At 74.1% G+C, this 16,518-nt stretch carries 16 protein-coding genes; 2 read left to right on the forward strand and 14 right to left on the reverse strand.

Annotation, left to right across the window (positions count from 1 at the left end):
• Positions 1-650: 650 nt before the first annotated feature.
• On the reverse strand, positions 651-1,025 hold the full coding sequence (locus tag ABD363_RS24500; protein WP_344607160.1) for a nuclear transport factor 2 family protein: 375 nt from the start codon (positions 1,023-1,025) through the stop codon (positions 651-653).
• A gap of 384 nt (positions 1,026-1,409) precedes the next feature.
• Between ABD363_RS24500 and ABD363_RS24505 the strand changes: the two genes are divergently transcribed.
• The gene (locus ABD363_RS24505; RefSeq protein ID WP_344607162.1) at positions 1,410-1,667 is read left to right on the forward strand and encodes a hypothetical protein; all 258 of its coding nucleotides are present in this window, start codon (positions 1,410-1,412) and stop codon (positions 1,665-1,667) included.
• Positions 1,668-1,689: 22 nt separating this feature from the next.
• On the opposite strand, the gene ABD363_RS24510 is transcribed toward ABD363_RS24505, so the two are convergent.
• The 10 genes from ABD363_RS24510 to infC form a co-directional block, all read right to left on the reverse strand.
• On the reverse strand, positions 1,690-2,235 hold the full coding sequence (locus ABD363_RS24510; RefSeq protein WP_344607164.1) for an NUDIX domain-containing protein: 546 nt from the start codon (positions 2,233-2,235) through the stop codon (positions 1,690-1,692).
• Between the two features lie 124 nt (positions 2,236-2,359).
• A complete protein-coding gene (locus ABD363_RS24515) occupies positions 2,360-3,700 on the reverse strand; it encodes an NsdA family TPR-like regulatory protein (protein ID WP_344607166.1) in 1,341 nt (446 codons plus the stop codon).
• A gap of 270 nt (positions 3,701-3,970) precedes the next feature.
• On the reverse strand, positions 3,971-5,149 hold the full coding sequence (locus ABD363_RS24520) for a PP2C family protein-serine/threonine phosphatase (protein ID WP_344607168.1): 1,179 nt from the start codon (positions 5,147-5,149) through the stop codon (positions 3,971-3,973).
• A 237-nt stretch (positions 5,150-5,386) separates the two neighbouring features.
• Positions 5,387-7,900 (reverse strand): phenylalanine--tRNA ligase subunit beta, encoded by a 2,514-nt coding sequence (gene pheT, locus ABD363_RS24525; protein ID WP_344607170.1) that lies wholly within the window; start codon positions 7,898-7,900, stop codon positions 5,387-5,389.
• On the reverse strand, positions 7,900-9,021 hold the full coding sequence (gene pheS / locus ABD363_RS24530; RefSeq protein ID WP_344607172.1) for a phenylalanine--tRNA ligase subunit alpha: 1,122 nt from the start codon (positions 9,019-9,021) through the stop codon (positions 7,900-7,902). The genes pheT and pheS overlap by 1 nt, the downstream gene beginning before the upstream one ends.
• 128 nt (positions 9,022-9,149) lie before the next feature.
• Positions 9,150-10,286, reverse strand: a complete 1,137-nt coding sequence (locus ABD363_RS24535; RefSeq protein ID WP_344607174.1) for a sensor histidine kinase — start codon at positions 10,284-10,286, stop codon at positions 9,150-9,152.
• Between the two features lie 92 nt (positions 10,287-10,378).
• Positions 10,379-11,239, reverse strand: coding sequence for a TrmH family RNA methyltransferase (locus tag ABD363_RS24540; protein WP_344607176.1), 861 nt, complete (start codon positions 11,237-11,239; stop codon positions 10,379-10,381).
• A 184-nt stretch (positions 11,240-11,423) separates the two neighbouring features.
• Positions 11,424-11,807, reverse strand: coding sequence for a 50S ribosomal protein L20 (gene rplT / locus ABD363_RS24545; RefSeq protein WP_200261503.1), 384 nt, complete (start codon positions 11,805-11,807; stop codon positions 11,424-11,426).
• 96 nt (positions 11,808-11,903) lie between these two features.
• Positions 11,904-12,098 (reverse strand): 50S ribosomal protein L35, encoded by a 195-nt coding sequence (gene rpmI / locus ABD363_RS24550; protein ID WP_030577024.1) that lies wholly within the window; start codon positions 12,096-12,098, stop codon positions 11,904-11,906.
• Between the two features lie 108 nt (positions 12,099-12,206).
• Positions 12,207-12,845 carry a translation initiation factor IF-3 gene (gene infC, locus ABD363_RS24555; RefSeq protein WP_344607192.1) on the reverse strand — a complete coding sequence of 213 codons (639 nt, stop codon included), beginning with the start codon at positions 12,843-12,845 and terminating at the stop codon, positions 12,207-12,209.
• 393 nt (positions 12,846-13,238) lie between these two features.
• Here infC and ABD363_RS24560 point away from each other — a divergent pair, with 393 nt between their 5' ends.
• On the forward strand, positions 13,239-13,604 hold the full coding sequence (locus ABD363_RS24560) for a DUF1844 domain-containing protein (RefSeq protein ID WP_344607179.1): 366 nt from the start codon (positions 13,239-13,241) through the stop codon (positions 13,602-13,604).
• 1 nt (position 13,605) lies between these two features.
• On the opposite strand, the gene ABD363_RS24565 is transcribed toward ABD363_RS24560, so the two are convergent.
• The 3 genes from ABD363_RS24565 to ABD363_RS24575 all read right to left on the reverse strand — a co-directional run.
• Complete coding sequence (locus ABD363_RS24565) at positions 13,606-14,355, reverse strand: SseB family protein (RefSeq protein WP_344607181.1); 750 nt, start codon at positions 14,353-14,355, stop codon at positions 13,606-13,608.
• 207 nt (positions 14,356-14,562) lie between these two features.
• Positions 14,563-15,747, reverse strand: coding sequence for a type VII secretion-associated serine protease mycosin (mycP, locus tag ABD363_RS24570; protein ID WP_344607183.1), 1,185 nt, complete (start codon positions 15,745-15,747; stop codon positions 14,563-14,565).
• A partial coding sequence (locus ABD363_RS24575) for a hypothetical protein (RefSeq protein WP_344607185.1) occupies positions 15,744-16,518 on the reverse strand: 775 nt, incomplete at its 5' end. The genes ABD363_RS24575 and mycP, both read right to left, overlap by 4 nt.

The raw sequence follows: 16,518 nt of genomic DNA on the forward strand, positions 1-16,518 counted from the left end.
GGTCGGGCCGTCGGGGTGGGTGCGCGGGTCGTCGGCGGCGCCGGTGACGACGTGATCGGCCGCGCCGGGTCCGGCGACCCGGCCGAAGGCGCGGACGCCGGACCCGGCGGCGTCCGCGACCGTGATCGCGCGGGAGGACCGGGCGCGCCGGGCCCCGGTGCGCCGGCGCGTCCAGGCCCCGGCGCACGGTCGTCTCCGGGGCTCACACCGGGAGGGCTCCGGCGCGGAGACCTTGCCGGAGCCCTGCGCCGACCGCAGGGTCAGGTCCGGACGATCGGCGACACCCATGAGTCATTTCTAACATACTCATGTTTGTTTGAACACCGAGTTGTGAAGTATCCGCGGCCGCACCCCTTTGTCGACGCGCCGCGGAGAACCGGCCGCCCTCCCGGCCCTGCCCCGCTACGGGTGGCCGGGACGCGGCGAGGCGACCGTGAGACGACAAGGGTGCGACAAGCCAAGGCCCCTGGGGCGTGCCGCCTGACGCCTGACCATTGGCGACAGCTGTGTGTTCGAATGAACGTCGACATGTGAGGGCGGGGACTCGCAACGAGTGGCGCGAGCCGCACGCGTGCCCTTGTTCCCCGGGCTCCCCCGCCCGCGGCCCGGCAGGAACCGGGCGCCCGGCCCGCTTCCGGGCCGGGCGGCGGTCAGGGCAGTGGCTTGATGTCCCCGGCGAAGACGATCACTTGGTCGATGCGATCGCGCCGCAGGTGGACGACGTCCGTCCCCGCCAGCCGCGGCCCCCCTTCCGGCGTCGTGAAGACCCAGGTGTACCGGGCCCACTCCCCCGGCATGTCCACCCCCGAGGTCCGCACCATCCGGCCGGCGCCGGCCGGATGCCGTCGGATGTCCAGCACGAAACGCTCCACCGCCTCGATGCCCTCACTGCGCCCGAGGGGGCCCCAGAGGATGACGTCCGAGGTCAGGGCCTGGGACAGCAGAACGGTCACATAGCTGTCGTCCGACGCGTTGAACGCGGAGACGAACGTGTCGATCGCCGACTGGGCGGTTTCTTCCTGCATGCACCAAGTCATACCAGTCCCCGCACCGATGACACCGCGTCCGGCAACTGCCGCGCCGGGCACTCCCGTTCACGACCGGGCCGCCGCCCGGAGCGGGACCTCCGCCGGCGGCCCGCCCGCGGATCCGCCGCCGGAACCCCGGCGCCCCGCGGCATCCGCCGCAGAACGGTTCCCTCCCCTTACCCAGCTGGTTACGGAGGGTGAATTTCCAGTCGGCCCGCGGGCCCGGCACCGCTGAGGGCGCCGGGCCCGCGCCATTCACACACCGTGTGCGCGCCGAGCCCGCATATGCCCTGCGCACACGCTCCCCATGCGCCCACCAGGCGAGTTGACTCAGTATGCGCATGCAAGGGATGTGCTTCGACTACGGAAAGGAGCGGACACGTGACCGCCGATCCCGAGCATCCCGTCGTCCATGGAGAACTCGCAGAGTTACGGCGCCGCCTCGACGTGGCGCACGCCCGCGTCGAGGGCGGGCTGGCCCTGCTCAGTCACCGCACCGAGGAGACCGCCAAGGAACTGGACGAGTTGCACTCCCGGCTCGTCACCCTGGAACACGCCCGCTGGCCGCTGCCGTCGATCGCGGCCCTCACGGCCGTGGGCGCCCTCGTCGTGGCGGTCTGGCAGGCGTTCGGCCGCTGAGCGGCCGAACGCCTGCGAAGGATCAGGGCAGGACGTCCTGCCCGAGCCTGAGATGGTGCAGCAGGAGTAACGCGGCCGCCATGTTGGCGGCCGGGACCTCGCCGCGGGCGACCAGGTCGGGGACGAGCTTGAGGGGCACCCACTCCCGGCGGTCCGACTCGAAGTCGTCCACGGGGTGTCCGACGTACTCGCCCTCGTCGGCCCAGTAGATGTGGTGCCGGGCGTCGGTGAGACCGTTGGACGGCTCCACGCTCATGAGGTGGCGCAGAGGTCCCGGCCGCCAGCCGGTCTCCTCCTCCAGTTCCCTGGCCGCCGCGGCGGCGACGCCCTCGCCGTCCTCGACGACGCCCGCCGCGAGTTCCCATCCCCAGCTGTCGGTGATGAAGCGGTGGCGCCACAGGAGGAGGACCTCGTTGGCCTCGTTGACCACCGTGGCCACGGCGACGGGCCGCAGCCGCACCAGGAAGTGGTCGAGGTGCCGGCCGTCCGGCAGTTCGACATCCGCGAGATTCACGCTGAACCAGCGGTTCGCGTACACAGTTTGTTCGTTCTTTTTCACCCACTGCACGGCTATGCCACCTTTCGTCGGGTAGGTGGCAATATCGCAGCAGGGGCGGTCTGGCAGCAGGCGCACGGCCGCCGCTCGCGGCGCAAGGGGAGGCACGGCCTCCGGCGACGTGGGCGTCAGGGGATCACAGCGGGACGCGCAGCGCCCCGTCGATGAGCTCGGCCGCCTCGGCCGTGCCCGCGCAGCCGCTGCGCACCAGGTGCTCGCGGACCGCGCGCAGCCGGTCGCGCAGCCGCTGGGACTCCATGCCGCGGGCCTGTTCGGCCATCCGCACCGCGGTGGCCGCCGCCTTGTCCGCCTTGCCCTGCCGGAGCTCGATCGTGCTGAGTATGGCGAGCCGGTGCACCCGGCCCCGGTCGTGGGCGGGGTTGTCGACGGCCGCGGCGGCGTGCTCGGCGGCGGCCCGGAGTTCGCCGAGGCTCAGCAGCGCCTCCGCCACCTGGACGTTGACCAGGCCCGGCTGGACATAGCCGGTCTCGTCGGGTTCGTGTCCGCGCCGGATGCGTTCGGCGGCCCGCTCGGCCCGCCGGATGCAGGACAGGGCGCTCGTGCCGTCGCCGAGATGGGCGTACGCCTTGGCCTGCATCGCGTACAGGTCGGAGGCGAGCGCCGGGGTGATGTGCTTGCCGGCGGCGCGCAGGGCGGCCTCGGCGAAGGCGACGGCCTGGCGGAACTCCCGCATGAACAGCGACTGGTTGACCAGCAGCGCGATGACGTACGCGCCGAGGCCCCGGTCCCCGCTGGCCTTGGCGAGCCGCAGGGCCTGGTGGAAGTAGCGCTGGGCGAGGCCGTGGGCGTCGGAGTCGTACGCGCAGATGCCGGCGATCGCCACCAGCCCGCCCGTCGCCCGGTGCAGGTGGCGGCCGGTGGCGTCGGTGTAGCTGCCGCGCAGCAGGGGGGCGGCCTCGGCGTTGAGGAAGCCGACGATCCGGGCGCGGGTCGCTATGCCGCCGGCCTTGCGGTACAGCTGCTCGTAGTGGGTGCGAGCAGCGCGCAGCATGTCGAGGTCGGCCGGGGTCACCCGGTGCCGGCCGCCGCGGGAGACGTCCACGTCCTCGGGCGGGTTCTCCCACTCCCACACCGGCATCACGGCGGGCGTGCCGGTGAGCGCGGGCGCGTCCAGGACGTGCGGGCGCCGCTGCTGGTCGGAGCGCCACAGGGCGGTGGCGCGCTCCACGAAGCCGGACAGCGAGCCGACGTGCGGGACGGACGGCTCGCCGGGCACGCCGAGGCCGATGTCGTCGAGGGTGACGGGCCGGTGCAGTCGGGCGGCGAGCACCTCGCAGATCAGGTCGGGCACCTGGCCGCGGGGCCGCTGCCCCTTCAGCCACCGGGCGACGGCGGTGTGTTCGTAGCGGAGGGCGAGACCGCGTCTGCGGCCCGCCTGGTTGACGTGTGCGGCGAGTCCCGCGTGCGAGATCCCGGCTTCGTCCAGGATCGCGTCGAGCAGGGTGTTGGGCTGCATGGGTGCCCCCGGGATGGCTCGGTGCCGACAGCGTAGTGCGTCCGCCTTCACACGGGGTGTGAACGGAGTGCTCGGATCCGGGCGGTGCGCGCGCTGTCGCGCGGGGTTTCCGGCCGGTTGACTGGTTTTCCTCGTGAAGAGGCCGGCCGGGCCGCCGGCTCCCCCCTCGTAGCAGTGCGGCGGCCCGCAGCCACGCCGTCCGCCCCGCCGCCTGCCCGACACTCCGCGGCGGGGCGGACGGCAGCCGGTTCCGCCGGTGGCGTCGCGGGCTCAGAGGCTGGTGGTCGGCTGCGCGTTCGACGTGGCCGGCCGGGGCCCGGCGACGGAGCCGTCCCGGTCCCGGCCTCCTGCCGTCGGGGGGTGCTGCGGCGGGCGGTCGTTGCGCAGCACCAGCAGGGCGACGTCGTCCGGGGGCGCGTCGCCCGTGTGGCGCAGCAGCGCGGTGAGGACGAAGCGCAGCACGGCCTGGGGCACGGGGACGGGATGCTCGTGCAGCGCTCCGGTCAGGGCCGCCGCCAGGGGGAAGAACCGGCCACCGGCGTCCCGCGCGTCCTCGGCTCCGTCCGTGTGGAGGAAGAGGGCCTGGCCGGGCAGCAGGTGACCGCAGTGGACCGGCGACAGGTCCGGCGGCAGCGGGAACGGCCCGAGCGGAGGCAGGCACTCCGCGCCGGCGAGCTGCTCGACGCGCGTCGCGTCCAGCAGGTACGGCCACGGGTGGCCGCAGTTCAGGGCGCGCACCTCGCCGTCCGGGCGGATCTCCAGGAGCAGCACGGTGACGAACTCCTCGGCCGCCGCGTACTCGTCGCCGGACCGCCGGCGCAGGTGCCGGGCGAGCGCGCGGTCCAGCCGGCGCAGCACACCGGGGAGTTCGGCCTCGTCGTGCACGGCTTCGCGGAAGCTGCCGAGGACGGCGGCGGCGGTCTCCACGGCGGCGATGCCGTGCCCGCGCACGTCGCCCATGAGCACCCGTACGCCGTGTTCGGTGCCGACGGCCTCGTACAGGTCGCCGCCGATCGCGGCTCCGGGGTCGGCGGAGAGCTGCACGGCGGCGATGTCCAGCCCGTCGATGCGCGGGGGCGGCGGTCTGAGCAGCGCGCTCTGGGCGGCGCCCGCGACCCGGCGGGCCTGCCGCAGCTCGCGCAGCAGCCCCCGCCGCACGTGCAGCACCAGTCCGGTGCCGGCCGCGAAGAAGACGGCACCGGTGACGACCCGGGCTCCGAGCCCGTTCTGCGGGGCGGTCGGGGAGACCAGCCGGTAGGTGATCGCGGTGGCGCCCAGGACGGTGGGCAGTCCGAGTGCGAGGGCCCGGAGCAGGGGCCCGCGGCCGTCTTCCCGCGACGGGCGCCGGGCGCCCGGCCGGGCGCGTGCGGGAAGGCCGGGGTGGGCGGGTGCCCGGGAAGTCGTCCGGGGCCGCACCCTTCGGGGGGCCCCAGCCTTGATGCGGATCATGCCGAATGGCCCCCCAGTCAGGCCCTGACAGTGCGGACCGGCCCCGAAAGGCCGGTCCGATTCTGTCCAGCACATGCCCCTAAAGGGCCGGATTGCGAAGGATCTCACCCGATCGAGTGAGGTGATCCCGTATGTCCCACAGGGCGTGGGCTGCGGTGACGCGCGACTCCACCGGTGGGCGCGACACCCACGACGAACCGGTGGCCGCCGGACGCCCGCAGCCCCGCCCCCGCGGCGCTAGCTCCGCAGCACCGCTCCCGTGCGCTCGCCCGCCAGCGCCACCGCCGCGTCCCGGGCCGCCGACGCCTCGTCGACGGTCAGCGTCCGGTCGGCCGCCCGGAACCGCAGCGCGTACGCCAGCGACTTGCGCCCCTCGCCCAGCTGCTCGGCGTTCTCGTACACGTCGAACAGCCGGATGGACTCCAGCAGTTCACCGGCGCCCTCGCGCAGCGCCGCCTCGACCTGTGCCGCCGGGACGAACGCGTCGACGACCAGCGCGACGTCCTGCGTGGCGACCGGGAACGTGGAGATGCCCGGCGCCTGCGGGGTGTCGTCGCCGACCTGCTCCAGGACGTCCAGGTTCAGCTCCGCCGCACAGGTGCGCGCGGGCAGCCCCAGCGCCTTCAGCACGCGCGGGTGCAGCTCACCGGCGTGGCCGACGACCCGCTCCGCACCGTCCGCGACGACCGCCAGCTCGGCGCACCGGCCCGGGTGCCACGGCCCGTACCGGCCCTTGCGGACGATCAGTTCGGCCCCGGCCTCCCGGGCGACCGTGCGCGCCGCCTCGACCGCGTCGGCCCAGTCGGCGGGGCGGCCCTTGCCCCACCAGCCGGCCTGCTCGCGGGCGCCGGCGAGGACGACGGCGACGTGCCGCGGCTGCTCGGGCAGCGCGGAGTCGAGCTCCGCGATCTCCTCGTCGGTCGGCCGCCGGTCGACGGGGAGCCGGACGGCGGCCCTCTGCTCCTCGCGCGGGTGGAAGACCAGGCCGGTCTCGAACAGCGCGAGGTCGTGGCTGCCGCGGCCGTCGTTGCGGCGCAGCGCGCCCAGCAGGCCCGGCAGCAGCGAGGTGCGCAGCGCGGGTTCCTCGTCGTTGAGCGGGTTGGTGAGCTTCACGACGCGGCGGGCCGGGTCGTCGGCGTCCAGGCCGAGCTGGTCGAAGACCTGCTCGGCGACGAATGGGTAGTTCGGCGTCTCGACGTAGCCGGCGCCGGCCAGGGCGCGGCCGACCCGGCGGTGCAGCCGCTGCCGGTGGGTCAGGCCCCGGCCGGCCGGCGGCCTGGGCAGCGTGGAGGGCAGGTTCTCGTAGCCCTCCAGGCGGATGACCTCTTCGGCCAGGTCGTTCGGGTCGGTGAGGTCGGGCCGCCAGGACGGCACGGTGACGGTCAGCTCGTCCTGCCCGTACACGTCGCAGCCGATCTCCTGCAGCCGGCGGACGACGGTCTCGCGGCCGTAGGCGACGCCCGCGACCTTGTCCGGGTGGTCGGCGGGGATGGTGACGGTGCGCGGCGCGGACGGGGCGGCGACCTCGGTGACGCCGGCCTCGGCGGTGCCGCCGGCCAGCAGGACCAGCAGGTCCACCGTCCGCTGGGCGGCGGCGGCCGCGGCCTGCGGGTCGACGCCGCGCTCGAAGCGGCGGGACGCCTCGGAGGACAGCTTGTGGCGGCGGGCCGTGCGCGCGATGGACACCGGGTCGAAGTGCGCGGCCTCGATGACCACGTCGGTCGTGGCGTTCTCCGCGTCCTCGTGGTCGGCGATCTCCGTGTTCGCGCCGCCCATCACGCCGGCGAGGCCGATGGGGCCGCGTTCGTCGGTGATGACCAGGTCCTCGGCGTCGAGGGTGCGGACCACGCCGTCGAGGGTGGTGAGCTTCTCCCCCGGCTCGGCGCGGCGCACCCCGATGGCGCCCTGGACCAGCTTGCGGTCGTAGGCGTGCAGCGGCTGGCCGAGCTCCGTCATCACGTAGTTGGTGACGTCGACGGCGAGCGAGATCGGGCGCATGCCGACCTTCTGCAGGCGGCGCTGCAGCCAGATCGGGGAGCGCGCCTCGGGGCTCAGGCCGGTCACCGTGCGGGCGGTGAAGCGGTCGCAGCCGGTCGGGTCGGAGATGCGCACCGGGTGGCCGAAGGCGTTCGGGGCGGGCACGTCGAGCAGCGCCGGGTCGCGCAGCGGCAGGCCGTAGGCGATGGCGGTCTCGCGGGCGACGCCGCGGATGGACAGGCAGTCGCCGCGGTTGGCGGTGACGGCGATGTCGAGGACCTCGTCGACCAGTTCCAGCAGTTCGATGGCGTCCTTGCCGACCTCGGTCTCGGGCGGCAGGACGATGATGCCCTTGGTGCCGTCGTCGCCCATGCCCAGCTCGTCGCTGGAGCAGATCATGCCGTGCGAGACGCGGCCGTAGGTCTTGCGCGCGGAGATCGCGAAGCCGCCGGGCAGCACGGCGCCCGGGAGCACGACCACGACCTTGTCGCCGACCTGGAAGTTGCGCGCGCCGCAGATGATCTCCTGGGGCTCGCCGGTGCCGTTGGCCTGCCCGACGTCGACGGTGCAGAAGCGGATCGGCTTCTTGAAGCCCTCCAGCTCCTCGATGGTCAGCACCTGGCCGACGACCAGGGGGCCCTTCAGGTCGGCGCCGAGCTGCTCGACGGTCTCGACCTCCAGCCCGGCCGAAATGAGCTTGGCCTGTACGTCGCGCCCGGTCTCCGTCGCCGGCAGGTCGACGTACTCCCGCAGCCAAGAAAGCGGGACCCGCATCAGATCTCCATCCCGAACGGCCGGGTGAACCGGACGTCACCCTCGACCATGTCTCGCATGTCCTCGACGTTGTGGCGGAACATCAGCATCCGCTCGATGCCGAACCCGAAGGCGAAGCCGCTGTACTTCTCCGGGTCGACGCCGCAGGCGGTCAGCACCCTGGGGTTGACCATGCCGCAGCCGCCGAGCTCGATCCAGCCCTCGGACGAGCAGGTGCGGCAGGGCCGGTCGGGGTTGCCGACGGACTCGCCGCGGCAGACGTAGCACACCATGTCCATCTCGGCGGACGGCTCGGTGAAGGGGAAGAAGTTCGGCCGCAGCCGGGTCCTCATGCCCTCGCCGAACAGCGACTGGACCATGTGGTCCAGGGTGCCCTTGAGGTCGGCCATGGTCAGGCCCTCGTCGACGGCGAGCAGTTCGACCTGGCGGAAGACGGGCGTGTGGGTGGCGTCCAGCTCGTCGGTGCGGTAGACGCGGCCGGGGCAGATGACGTAGACCGGCAGCTCGCGGTCGAGCAGGGAGCGGATCTGCACGGGTGAGGTGTGGGTGCGCAGCACGACGCCGGACTCGGTGCCGCCCTCGGGGCCCTGCACGAAGAAGGTGTCGGCCTCGCCGCGGGCCGGGTGGTCCGGGCCGATGTTGAGGGCGTCGAAGTTGAACCACTCCGCCTCGACCTCGGGGCCCTCGGCGACCTCGTAGCCCATGGCCACGAAGACGTCCTCGATGCGCTCGGACAGCGTGGTCAGCGGGTGCCGGGCGCCGGCCGGTACGCGGTCGTAGGGCAGCGTGACGTCCACGGCCTCCTCGACCAGCACGCGGGCGTCCCGCTCGGCCTCCAGCTCGGCCTGCCGGGCGGCGAGGGCCTTGTTCACGGCGCCGCGGGCCTGGCCGACGCGCTTGCCGGCCTCGGCCTTGGCGTGCGGGGGCAGGGCGCCGATCTCGCGGTTGGCGAGGGCCAGCGGGGAGGCGGGGCCGGTGTGGGCGACCTTGGCCTCGTGGAGCGCGTCGAGGGAGTCCGCGGCGGCGAAGGCGGCGAGCGCCTCGTCCCGCATGCGCTCGATCTCTTCCGGTTTCAACGCCTCGACCTCGACAGGGTCGTACGACTTATTGGGTGCCGACATCTCTTCCCGTGCTTCCGATTGGCTGGCTGAAGTCCCCGTCACCGACTCCGAGGGCCGTCTGCGGGACACAAGGGTGCCAAAGGCCGAGTCTAACGGGGCCGAGGTGGACGAATGCGCCCGCGGGCCGCTCAGGTCAGATAGGCCGGAGCGCTCACGGGCAGGGTGAATCGGAACTCGGCGCCGCCGCCGGGGGCGCGGCCGACCGTGATGGTGCCGCCGTGGGCCTCGACGATGCCCTTGACGATGTAGAGCCCGAGGCCGGTGCCGCCGCGCTTGCTGCCCCGCCAGAAGCGGGTGAAGACGCGGTTCATGGACTCCTCCGGGATGCCGGGGCCCTCGTCGCTCACCGTGACCGACGTGCCGGCGTCCTCCCCCTCGCGCGGGGACGCCGCGGGCGTGATGTCGATGGTGACGGTTCCCTCGCCGTGGCGCACGGCATTTTCGATGAGGTTGCTGAGCACCTGGTCGATCTTGTCGGGGTCGGCCCACAGCGCGGGCAGGGGCTGCTGGAGGCGGAGCAGGAACCGGTCGGCGGGCTGCCCGGCGGCGACGTACGCCTGGATGTGCCGGCCGACGGCGGCGCCGATGTCGACGGGCTGGCGGCGCACCTCCAGCCGGCCGGAGTCGATCCGCGAGATGTCCAGCAGTTCGGCGATGAGCCGGGTGACCCGGTCGGCGTCGGCGTCGACGGTCTCCAGCATCAGCCGCTTCTGGTCGTCGGTGAACCGCTCCCACTTGGCGAGCAGGGTGGCGGTGAAGCCCTTGACGGAGGTGAGCGGGGAGCGCAGCTCGTGGGCGACGGTGGCGATCAGCTCGGCGTGGCTGCGCTCGGTGCGCCGGCGGGCCTCGGTGTCGCGCAGGGTGACGACGACGCGGCGGACGGGCCCGGTGGGCCGGGTGCGGACGTACCGCGCCGAGACCAGCACCTCGCGCCCGCCGGGCAGCAGCAGGTTGCGCTCGGGCTGGCGGACCCGGATGGCGAGCCCGCCGTACGGGTCGGTCAGCTGCCACCAGCGCCGGCCCTCCAGGTCCTCCAGCGGCAGGGCCTGGTCCAGCCGCTGCCCGAGGGCCTCGGCGGCGGGCCGGGCGGTGATGCGCTCGGCGGCGGCGTTGAAGCAGACGACGTGCCCGTGCTCGTCGGCGACGACGAGGCCGTCGGGCAGTTCGTCGGGGTCGATGCCGAGCTCGGCGGGATCACCGGGCCGGGGTGCGGGCGGGCGCCGCACCTCGGGTGCTCCCGGTGCGCTGCTCGTGCCGACGCTCATCCCCGTACCCCACCTCTCGGACGGCCTGGGGGCGCCTCCCCGCTCGTGCGGAGCCGAGCGCTCGGGAGAGGGTCCCCGAGCTGGTCACCCTACTAGCTCTCGGTGACGGAGCGGCACCCTCCGGCGGCGCGCTGTGCACGCGCCGACGCGTAGAGACATACGGCGGCGGCGGTGGCGAGGTTCAGGCTCTCGGCCTTCCCGTGGATCGGGACGCGTACGACGGCGTCGGCGAGCGCGCGGGTCTCCTCCGGCAGCCCCCAGGCCTCGTTGCCGAACACCCAGGCGGTGGGCCCGCCCATGGTGCCGTGGTCCAGCTCGGCGTCCAGGTCCCGGTCGCCCGCGCCGTCGGCGGCCAGGATCCGCACGCCGGCGTCCCTCAGCCCGGCCACGGCCCGCTCGGCGGGCACGCCGACGGCGACCGGCAGGTGGAACAGGGAGCCGACGGAGGCGCGGACGGCCTTGGGGTTGTACAGGTCGACGGAGGCGTCGGTGAGGACGACGGCCTCGGCTCCGGCGGCGTCGGCGCAGCGCAGCACGGTTCCGGCGTTGCCGGGGTCGCGGACGTGCGCGAGGACGGCGACCAGCCTGGGCCGGGCCCTGAGGATCTCCTCGAAGGGCGTGTCCAGGAACCGGCAGATCCCGACCAGGCCCTGCGGGGTGACGGTGGTCGAGACGTCCTCGATCACCTGCTCGGAGGCGAGGTGGAGCCGGGCGCCCGCGGCGCGGGCCGCGCCGATGATGTCGGCGTACCGCTCGGCGGCCTCCGGGGTGGCGAACAGCTCGACGAGGGTGGCCGTGCCCGCGGCCCGGTGCAGTGCCGCCTCCCGCACGGCCTGCGGTCCTTCCGCGAGGAACAGCCGCTCCTTCCCCCGGAAGTTCCGCTTGGCGAGCCGCCGCGCGGCGGAGACGCGGGGCGAGCGGGGGGAGATCAGCTCGGGGGTGGCGGGGGACATGCTTCACCTTCACAGGCTCGTTCCCGCCGCACGGCGGTCGGCCGCTGCGGCGGTATTCGGCGGTGCCGAACCGGCGGAGCGGCGCGCGGCGTGCGACCGGCGCCGCGACGGACACAGCAGGACCCGCAGGCCTGCGCGGCCTGCGGGTCCCTTCAAGACGTGCCGGCGTGGAGCCGGCTCGGCGTCACGCGGCCTTCGGCGCGTTCACGTCGCTCGGCAGAGCCTTCTGGGCGACCTCGACGAGCGCGGCGAACGCGGTCGGGTCGTTGACCGCCAGCTCGGCCAGGATCTTGCGGTCGACCTCGACGTTCGCGGCCTTCAGACCCTGGATGAAGCGGTTGTAGGTGATGCCGTTGGCGCGGGCGGCCGCGTTGATGCGCTGGATCCACAGCTGGCGGAAGTCGCCCTTGCGCTTCTTGCGGTCGTTGTAGTTGTAGACCAGCGAGTGGGTGACCTGCTCCTTGGCCTTGCGGTACAGGCGCGAACGCTGACCGCGGTAGCCGGAGGCCTGCTCCAGGATCGCCCGGCGCTTCTTGTGAGCGTTGACTGCCCGCTTGACGCGTGCCACTTGTTAACTCCTTGTAGCGGGGTCGCGGTGATCCTCACGCGACCCGGAATCGATTGGGTCCCGGTCCGAGATCGGGCGCGCGGCGCGCGCCCGGCCTCACTTGCCGAGAAGCTTCTTGATCTTCTTGGCGTCGCCCGGGGCCATCTCGGCGTTGCCGGTGAGGCGACGCGTCACACGGGACGACTTGTGCTCGAGCAGGTGGCGCTTGCCGGAGCGCTCACGGAGCACCTTGCCGGAGCCGGTGATCTTGAAGCGCTTACTGGCACCGCTGTGCGACTTGTTCTTCGGCATAGCGCCGTTCTCTCCTCGTCGGTGGCACTCCGGTGCCCGGTCGCGAGAACCGGGCACGGTGGAGCGTCGCTCTTGTTTCGGTTACTGCTGGGACCGTCGTCCCGGGGATCACGCCTCGGCGTGCTCCTCGGCCGGCTCCTCGGCGTCCGCAGGGTTCTGCGAGCGGCCGGGGTTGGCCTTCGCGGACGCCTTCCGGGCCTCCTGCGCCTGGCGGGCCTCGGCCATCGCCTCGGTCTTCTTCTTGTGCGGACCGAGGACCATGATCATGTTGCGGCCGTCCTGCTTCGGGTTCGACTCGACGAACCCGAGGTCCTGGACGTCCTCCGCGAGACGCTGCAGCAGCCGGTAGCCCAGCTCGGGACGGGACTGCTCGCGACCACGGAACATGATCGTGATCTTGACCTTGTCGCCCTGCTTGAGGAACCGGACGACGTGACCCTTCTTGGTGTCGTAGTCGTGCGGGTCGATCTTCGGCCGGAGCTTCATCTCCTTGATGACCGTGTGCGCCTGGTTCTTGCGCGCCTCACGGGCCTTCATGGCCGACTCGTACTTGAACTTCCCGTAGTCCATGAGCTTGCACACGGGCGGACGGGCGTTCGCCGCGACCTCGACCAGGTCCAGGTCGTACTCCTGCGCAAGCTCCAGGGCCTTGGCAAGCGGCACGATGCCGACCTGCTCGCCGCTGGGACCGACAAGTCGCACCTCGGGAACGCGAATCCGGTCGTTGATGCGGGGCTCGGCGCTGATGGATCCTCCTCGGTAGCACCACGCGACGGTCTGGCGGACAGCCGCGTAACGTCTGTGTTCGTTAGACCTAACCGCGCCGAAGCAGAAAAAATGCCCCGGACGATCACAGCGGGGCTCCTCGAACTACCGGAGCACCGCCGCGGTGACCGCGGGGCGCGACTTCGGGCGGATCACCGCTGTGAGGACGGTGCCGCCTGACCGGTGACCCGCCGTCCCGGGGGACGGTCAGGTGGGAGTTCGAAAGCCTCCACTTGTGGGCCGGGCCCGTTGCCGTGAGGCATACGTGTCCGACCGGTCGTTGCCCAGATTAGCAGGTCCGGAACGCGTGCGCGAACCCGGTGTCCGCCGCCTCCTGCTGTCAAGGGGGTGCGCGGCGGGCCCTATGGTGTGGGCATGAGTGAGACCCCTCCTGAGACGCCCGGCACCCCCGACTTCGACGCCATGGCCCGCGACATCGCCGAGGTCCCCGCGGTCGAGGTGATCGTGACGGTCGCCGTCAACCTGATGAGCGCCGCCGCGGTGAAGCTCGGCCTGACCGAGGAGGGCGACACGTACAAGGACCTGGACGAGGCCCGCAAGCTGGTGCACGCCCTGGCCGGCCTGCTGGACGCGAGCGCGACCGAGATCAGCTCCTTCCACGCGGCCCCGCTGCGCGACGGCCTGAAGTCGCTGCAGCTGGCGTTCCGCGAGGCGTCGCTGGTGCCGGACGAGCCGGGCCAGGGCCCCGGCGAGAAGTACACGGGCCCCCTCTACAGCTGACTCATCCGCCCGCGGCCGATCCACCGCGCACGTACAGGGGCTCGCCCGGTGGCGTCGTCCCGGCCGGCAGCAGCGCCAGGTCGAGGCCGCGCACCAGGCGGGCCCTGAGCGTCTCGTCGGCGGCGAGGCGCCGGGCGACCGCGCGGGCGGCCTCGGCCGGGGCCGCGGCGGGGTCGAGGACGAGGGCGAGGGTGCCGTCGGCCTGTCCCGGCCCGAGGTGGGCGCGCAGGACGGCGGGCTCGGCGGCGACGGCGTCCCGCACCGCCCCGACGACGGCCGGGTCGGCGAGCGGGTCGGTCGTGGTCCGCCCCTCGGCGAGGGCGAGCAGCGTGGGGCCGGTCAGTTCGAACGGCACCGGGCCGGCCAGGTCCAGCACGACCGTGTCCGCCCGCTCGTGCGCGGCGGCCTGCAGCGCCTGGTGCAGGGGCACGGCGACCGGGCGGGCCGCCGGGTCCCAGCGGGCCAGGGAGTCGGTCGAGGTGAAGGCGGGCAGGGCGGTGCGGCCGCCGGCCCTCAGGGTGGGCACGGCCATCTCGCTGGTCTTCTCGCGGCGCAGCCCCTTCTCGTCCTCCTCGGTCTCGCCCAGCACGGCCACGACCGGGACGAGCAGCCGGGCGCCCCTGAGGGCCTCCAGGACGGGGCCGACGGCTGTGCGGTCCTCGGCCCAGGCCGCGAGTGCCGCGCTCAGCCGGGGGTCGGCGGAGCCGTCGTCGTCGGAGAAGCCGGAGTCGGGAATGTTCTTGTTCGCCACGGTCCCCGACCCTATAGGGGGGCTGCCGCCGGGCCTGTGCGGCCCCGGGAACGCGGACGTGACGCCCCTCGCGGGTTTCCCGGGGACCCCTGACGTCCTTCTTCGGCGGTCGCGGACGGCTCGCGGCGGGCCCTGAGCGGCGGGTGGCTGCCGCGCAGCGCCGCCGGGCGTGGGACGACAGCGCCGGGCGGGTGACGGATCCGTCGGTCAGAAGTCGTGGCGGGCGGTGCGGCGGCGGCCGCGCCACAGCACCACGGAGGCGACCAGCAGCACGCCGCCGGCGCCGCCCGCGAGGGGGGCCGCCCAGGCCGAGGGGTCGTCGCCGGCGGGGGCGGGGTCCGGGCCGGGGCCGAAGTACCGGTCGCCGTACGCCGCCGGGCGCAGGCTCTCCGGGCGGAGGCGGCCGGCCGCCTCGATGGCGGCGGCCGGGTCGACGAAGCCGAAGCCGCGGGAGTCGTCGCGGCCGCCGACCGGGGCGTCGCGGGCGGTGTCCTCCAGGAGCCGTTTGATCTGGGCCGGGGTGAGGCCGGGACGGGCGGCCCTGACGAGGGCGACGGCGCCGGAGACGAACGCGGCGGCGGCGCTGGTGCCCCAGCCCTCGTAGTACTTGTGGTCGGGGTCGGCGATGACGACGTCGACGCCGGGGGCGCTGACGGTGGCGTACCAGCGGCGGGTGGAGAAGGCGGCGCGGGTGCCGTAGCGGTCGACGGCGGTCGCGACGATCACGCCCGGATAGGCGGCCGGGTAGGAGATGTGGTCGCCCTTCTCACCGCCGTTGCCGGCGGAGGCGACGACGACCACGCCCTTGCTCAGGGCGTACTGGATGGCCTGGTCCTCGGTGGGCTCGGGGTGGGCGGAGGCGGAGTCGTCGCCCAGGGAGAGGTTGATGACGTCGGCGCCGTGGTCGGCGGCCCAGCGGATGCCCTCGGCGAGGGCGTTGCCGCGGGTCTTGCGGGCCCTGGCGCGGGAGGGGTCGCCGTCCTCCAGGATCACGCGGACGGGGAGGATCCGTGCCTCGGGGGCGACGCCCATGACGCCGTCGGCGCCGCCGGGTCCGTGGCCGTGGCCCGCGATGATGCCGGCCATGGCGGTGCCGTGCCGGGCCCAGGCGCGGTCGCCCTGCTCGGCTCCGAAGCGGACCAGGTCCCGGCCGGGCAGGACGTTGCCGGCGAGGTCGGGGTGGCCGGCCTCGACCCCGGTGTCGAGGACGGCGACGGTGACGCCCGCGCCCTTCGTGGTCCGCCAGGCCTCCTCGGTGCGCATGGCCTGCAGGGCCCACTGCTGGGCGCGTATGCCGTCGGCGTGCGCGGCGGTGGGCGGCAGAAGGGCGAGGCAGGCGGCGAGCAGGACGCTCAGGGCCCCGGCCCGGCGGGTCGTGGCGGCGGTTGTCACGACGGCTGCTCCGTGGCCGAACGGACGTTTCTGCGCAGGCCGCGTTCGATGCGGTCGGCGAGGCCCCGGGCCTCGTGGCCGAGGCCGGCCTGGGCGGGGGCGGTGGTGGCGCCGGAGGCCATGGCCTCCTTCGCGGGCTGCGGGTCGTCGACCGCGCGGCCGTCGGCCCAGCCGGAGACGGCGTAGACGACGACGGGGGCGTCGGTGAGGACGGAGACGGTCCAGGAGGCGCGCTGTCCGGGGCCGAAGCCGGCCGCGGCGGTGTCCTCCGCGGCGTACGGCAGGGGCATGAGGTCGGTGCGGCGGTCGAGGCCGTCCCGGGCGAACCGGGCGTCGAGGGCGCGCATGGCGGCGGCGTCGGCCTTGGTGAAGAGCAGGCCGATGGTGGTGACGTGGCTCTCGGTGGCGTCGGTGTAGGTGGCGCGCAGCAGGCGCCGGCAGCCGACCGGGGCGAGGGCCTGGCTCAGGAGGGGGTCGAAGGCGTCCCGGCAGCCGCTGTCCGGGGCGACGGCGATCCGTGTCCAGGTGCGGTCGGCGCCGCCGGGGCCGGCGCCCCGGCCCTGCACCGTGGGCGGGAAGAGCCGGTCGACCGGCACGCTGTGCCACAGGCCGCCGGCCGTGGCGAAGGCGCCGCGGGCGGCGGCCTCGCCGGAGTCCCCGATGAGCCAGGTGCCGGTGACGGCACCGCCGATGAGGCCCAGTCCGAGCACGAGGCAGGCGGCCGCGGCGACGGTCCGCGAGCGGGCCCGCCCGCCGAGCGGCCGGGGCCGG

This window comes from Streptomyces glaucus (assembly GCF_039533365.1).
GTDB classification, from domain to species: Bacteria; Actinomycetota; Actinomycetes; order Streptomycetales; family Streptomycetaceae; genus Streptomyces; species Streptomyces glaucus.

Excerpts from the sequence above, each read along its gene's own strand:
- ABD363_RS24500 (WP_344607160.1), bottom strand. The coding sequence starts at position 1,025 with ATGCAGGAAGAAACCGCCCAGTCGGCGATCGACACGTTCGTCTCCGCG.
- ABD363_RS24515 (WP_344607166.1), bottom strand. The coding sequence starts at position 3,700 with ATGCAGCCCAACACCCTGCTCGACGCGATCCTGGACGAAGCCGGGATC.
- ABD363_RS24520 (WP_344607168.1), bottom strand. The coding sequence starts at position 5,149 with ATGATCCGCATCAAGGCTGGGGCCCCCCGAAGGGTGCGGCCCCGGACG.
- pheT (WP_344607170.1), bottom strand. The coding sequence starts at position 7,900 with ATGCGGGTCCCGCTTTCTTGGCTGCGGGAGTACGTCGACCTGCCGGCG.
- pheS (WP_344607172.1), bottom strand. The coding sequence starts at position 9,021 with ATGTCGGCACCCAATAAGTCGTACGACCCTGTCGAGGTCGAGGCGTTG.
- ABD363_RS24535 (WP_344607174.1), bottom strand. The coding sequence starts at position 10,286 with ATGAGCGTCGGCACGAGCAGCGCACCGGGAGCACCCGAGGTGCGGCGC.
- ABD363_RS24540 (WP_344607176.1), bottom strand. The coding sequence starts at position 11,239 with ATGTCCCCCGCCACCCCCGAGCTGATCTCCCCCCGCTCGCCCCGCGTC.
- rpmI (WP_030577024.1), bottom strand. The coding sequence starts at position 12,098 with ATGCCGAAGAACAAGTCGCACAGCGGTGCCAGTAAGCGCTTCAAGATC.
- ABD363_RS24560 (WP_344607179.1), top strand. The coding sequence starts at position 13,239 with ATGAGTGAGACCCCTCCTGAGACGCCCGGCACCCCCGACTTCGACGCC.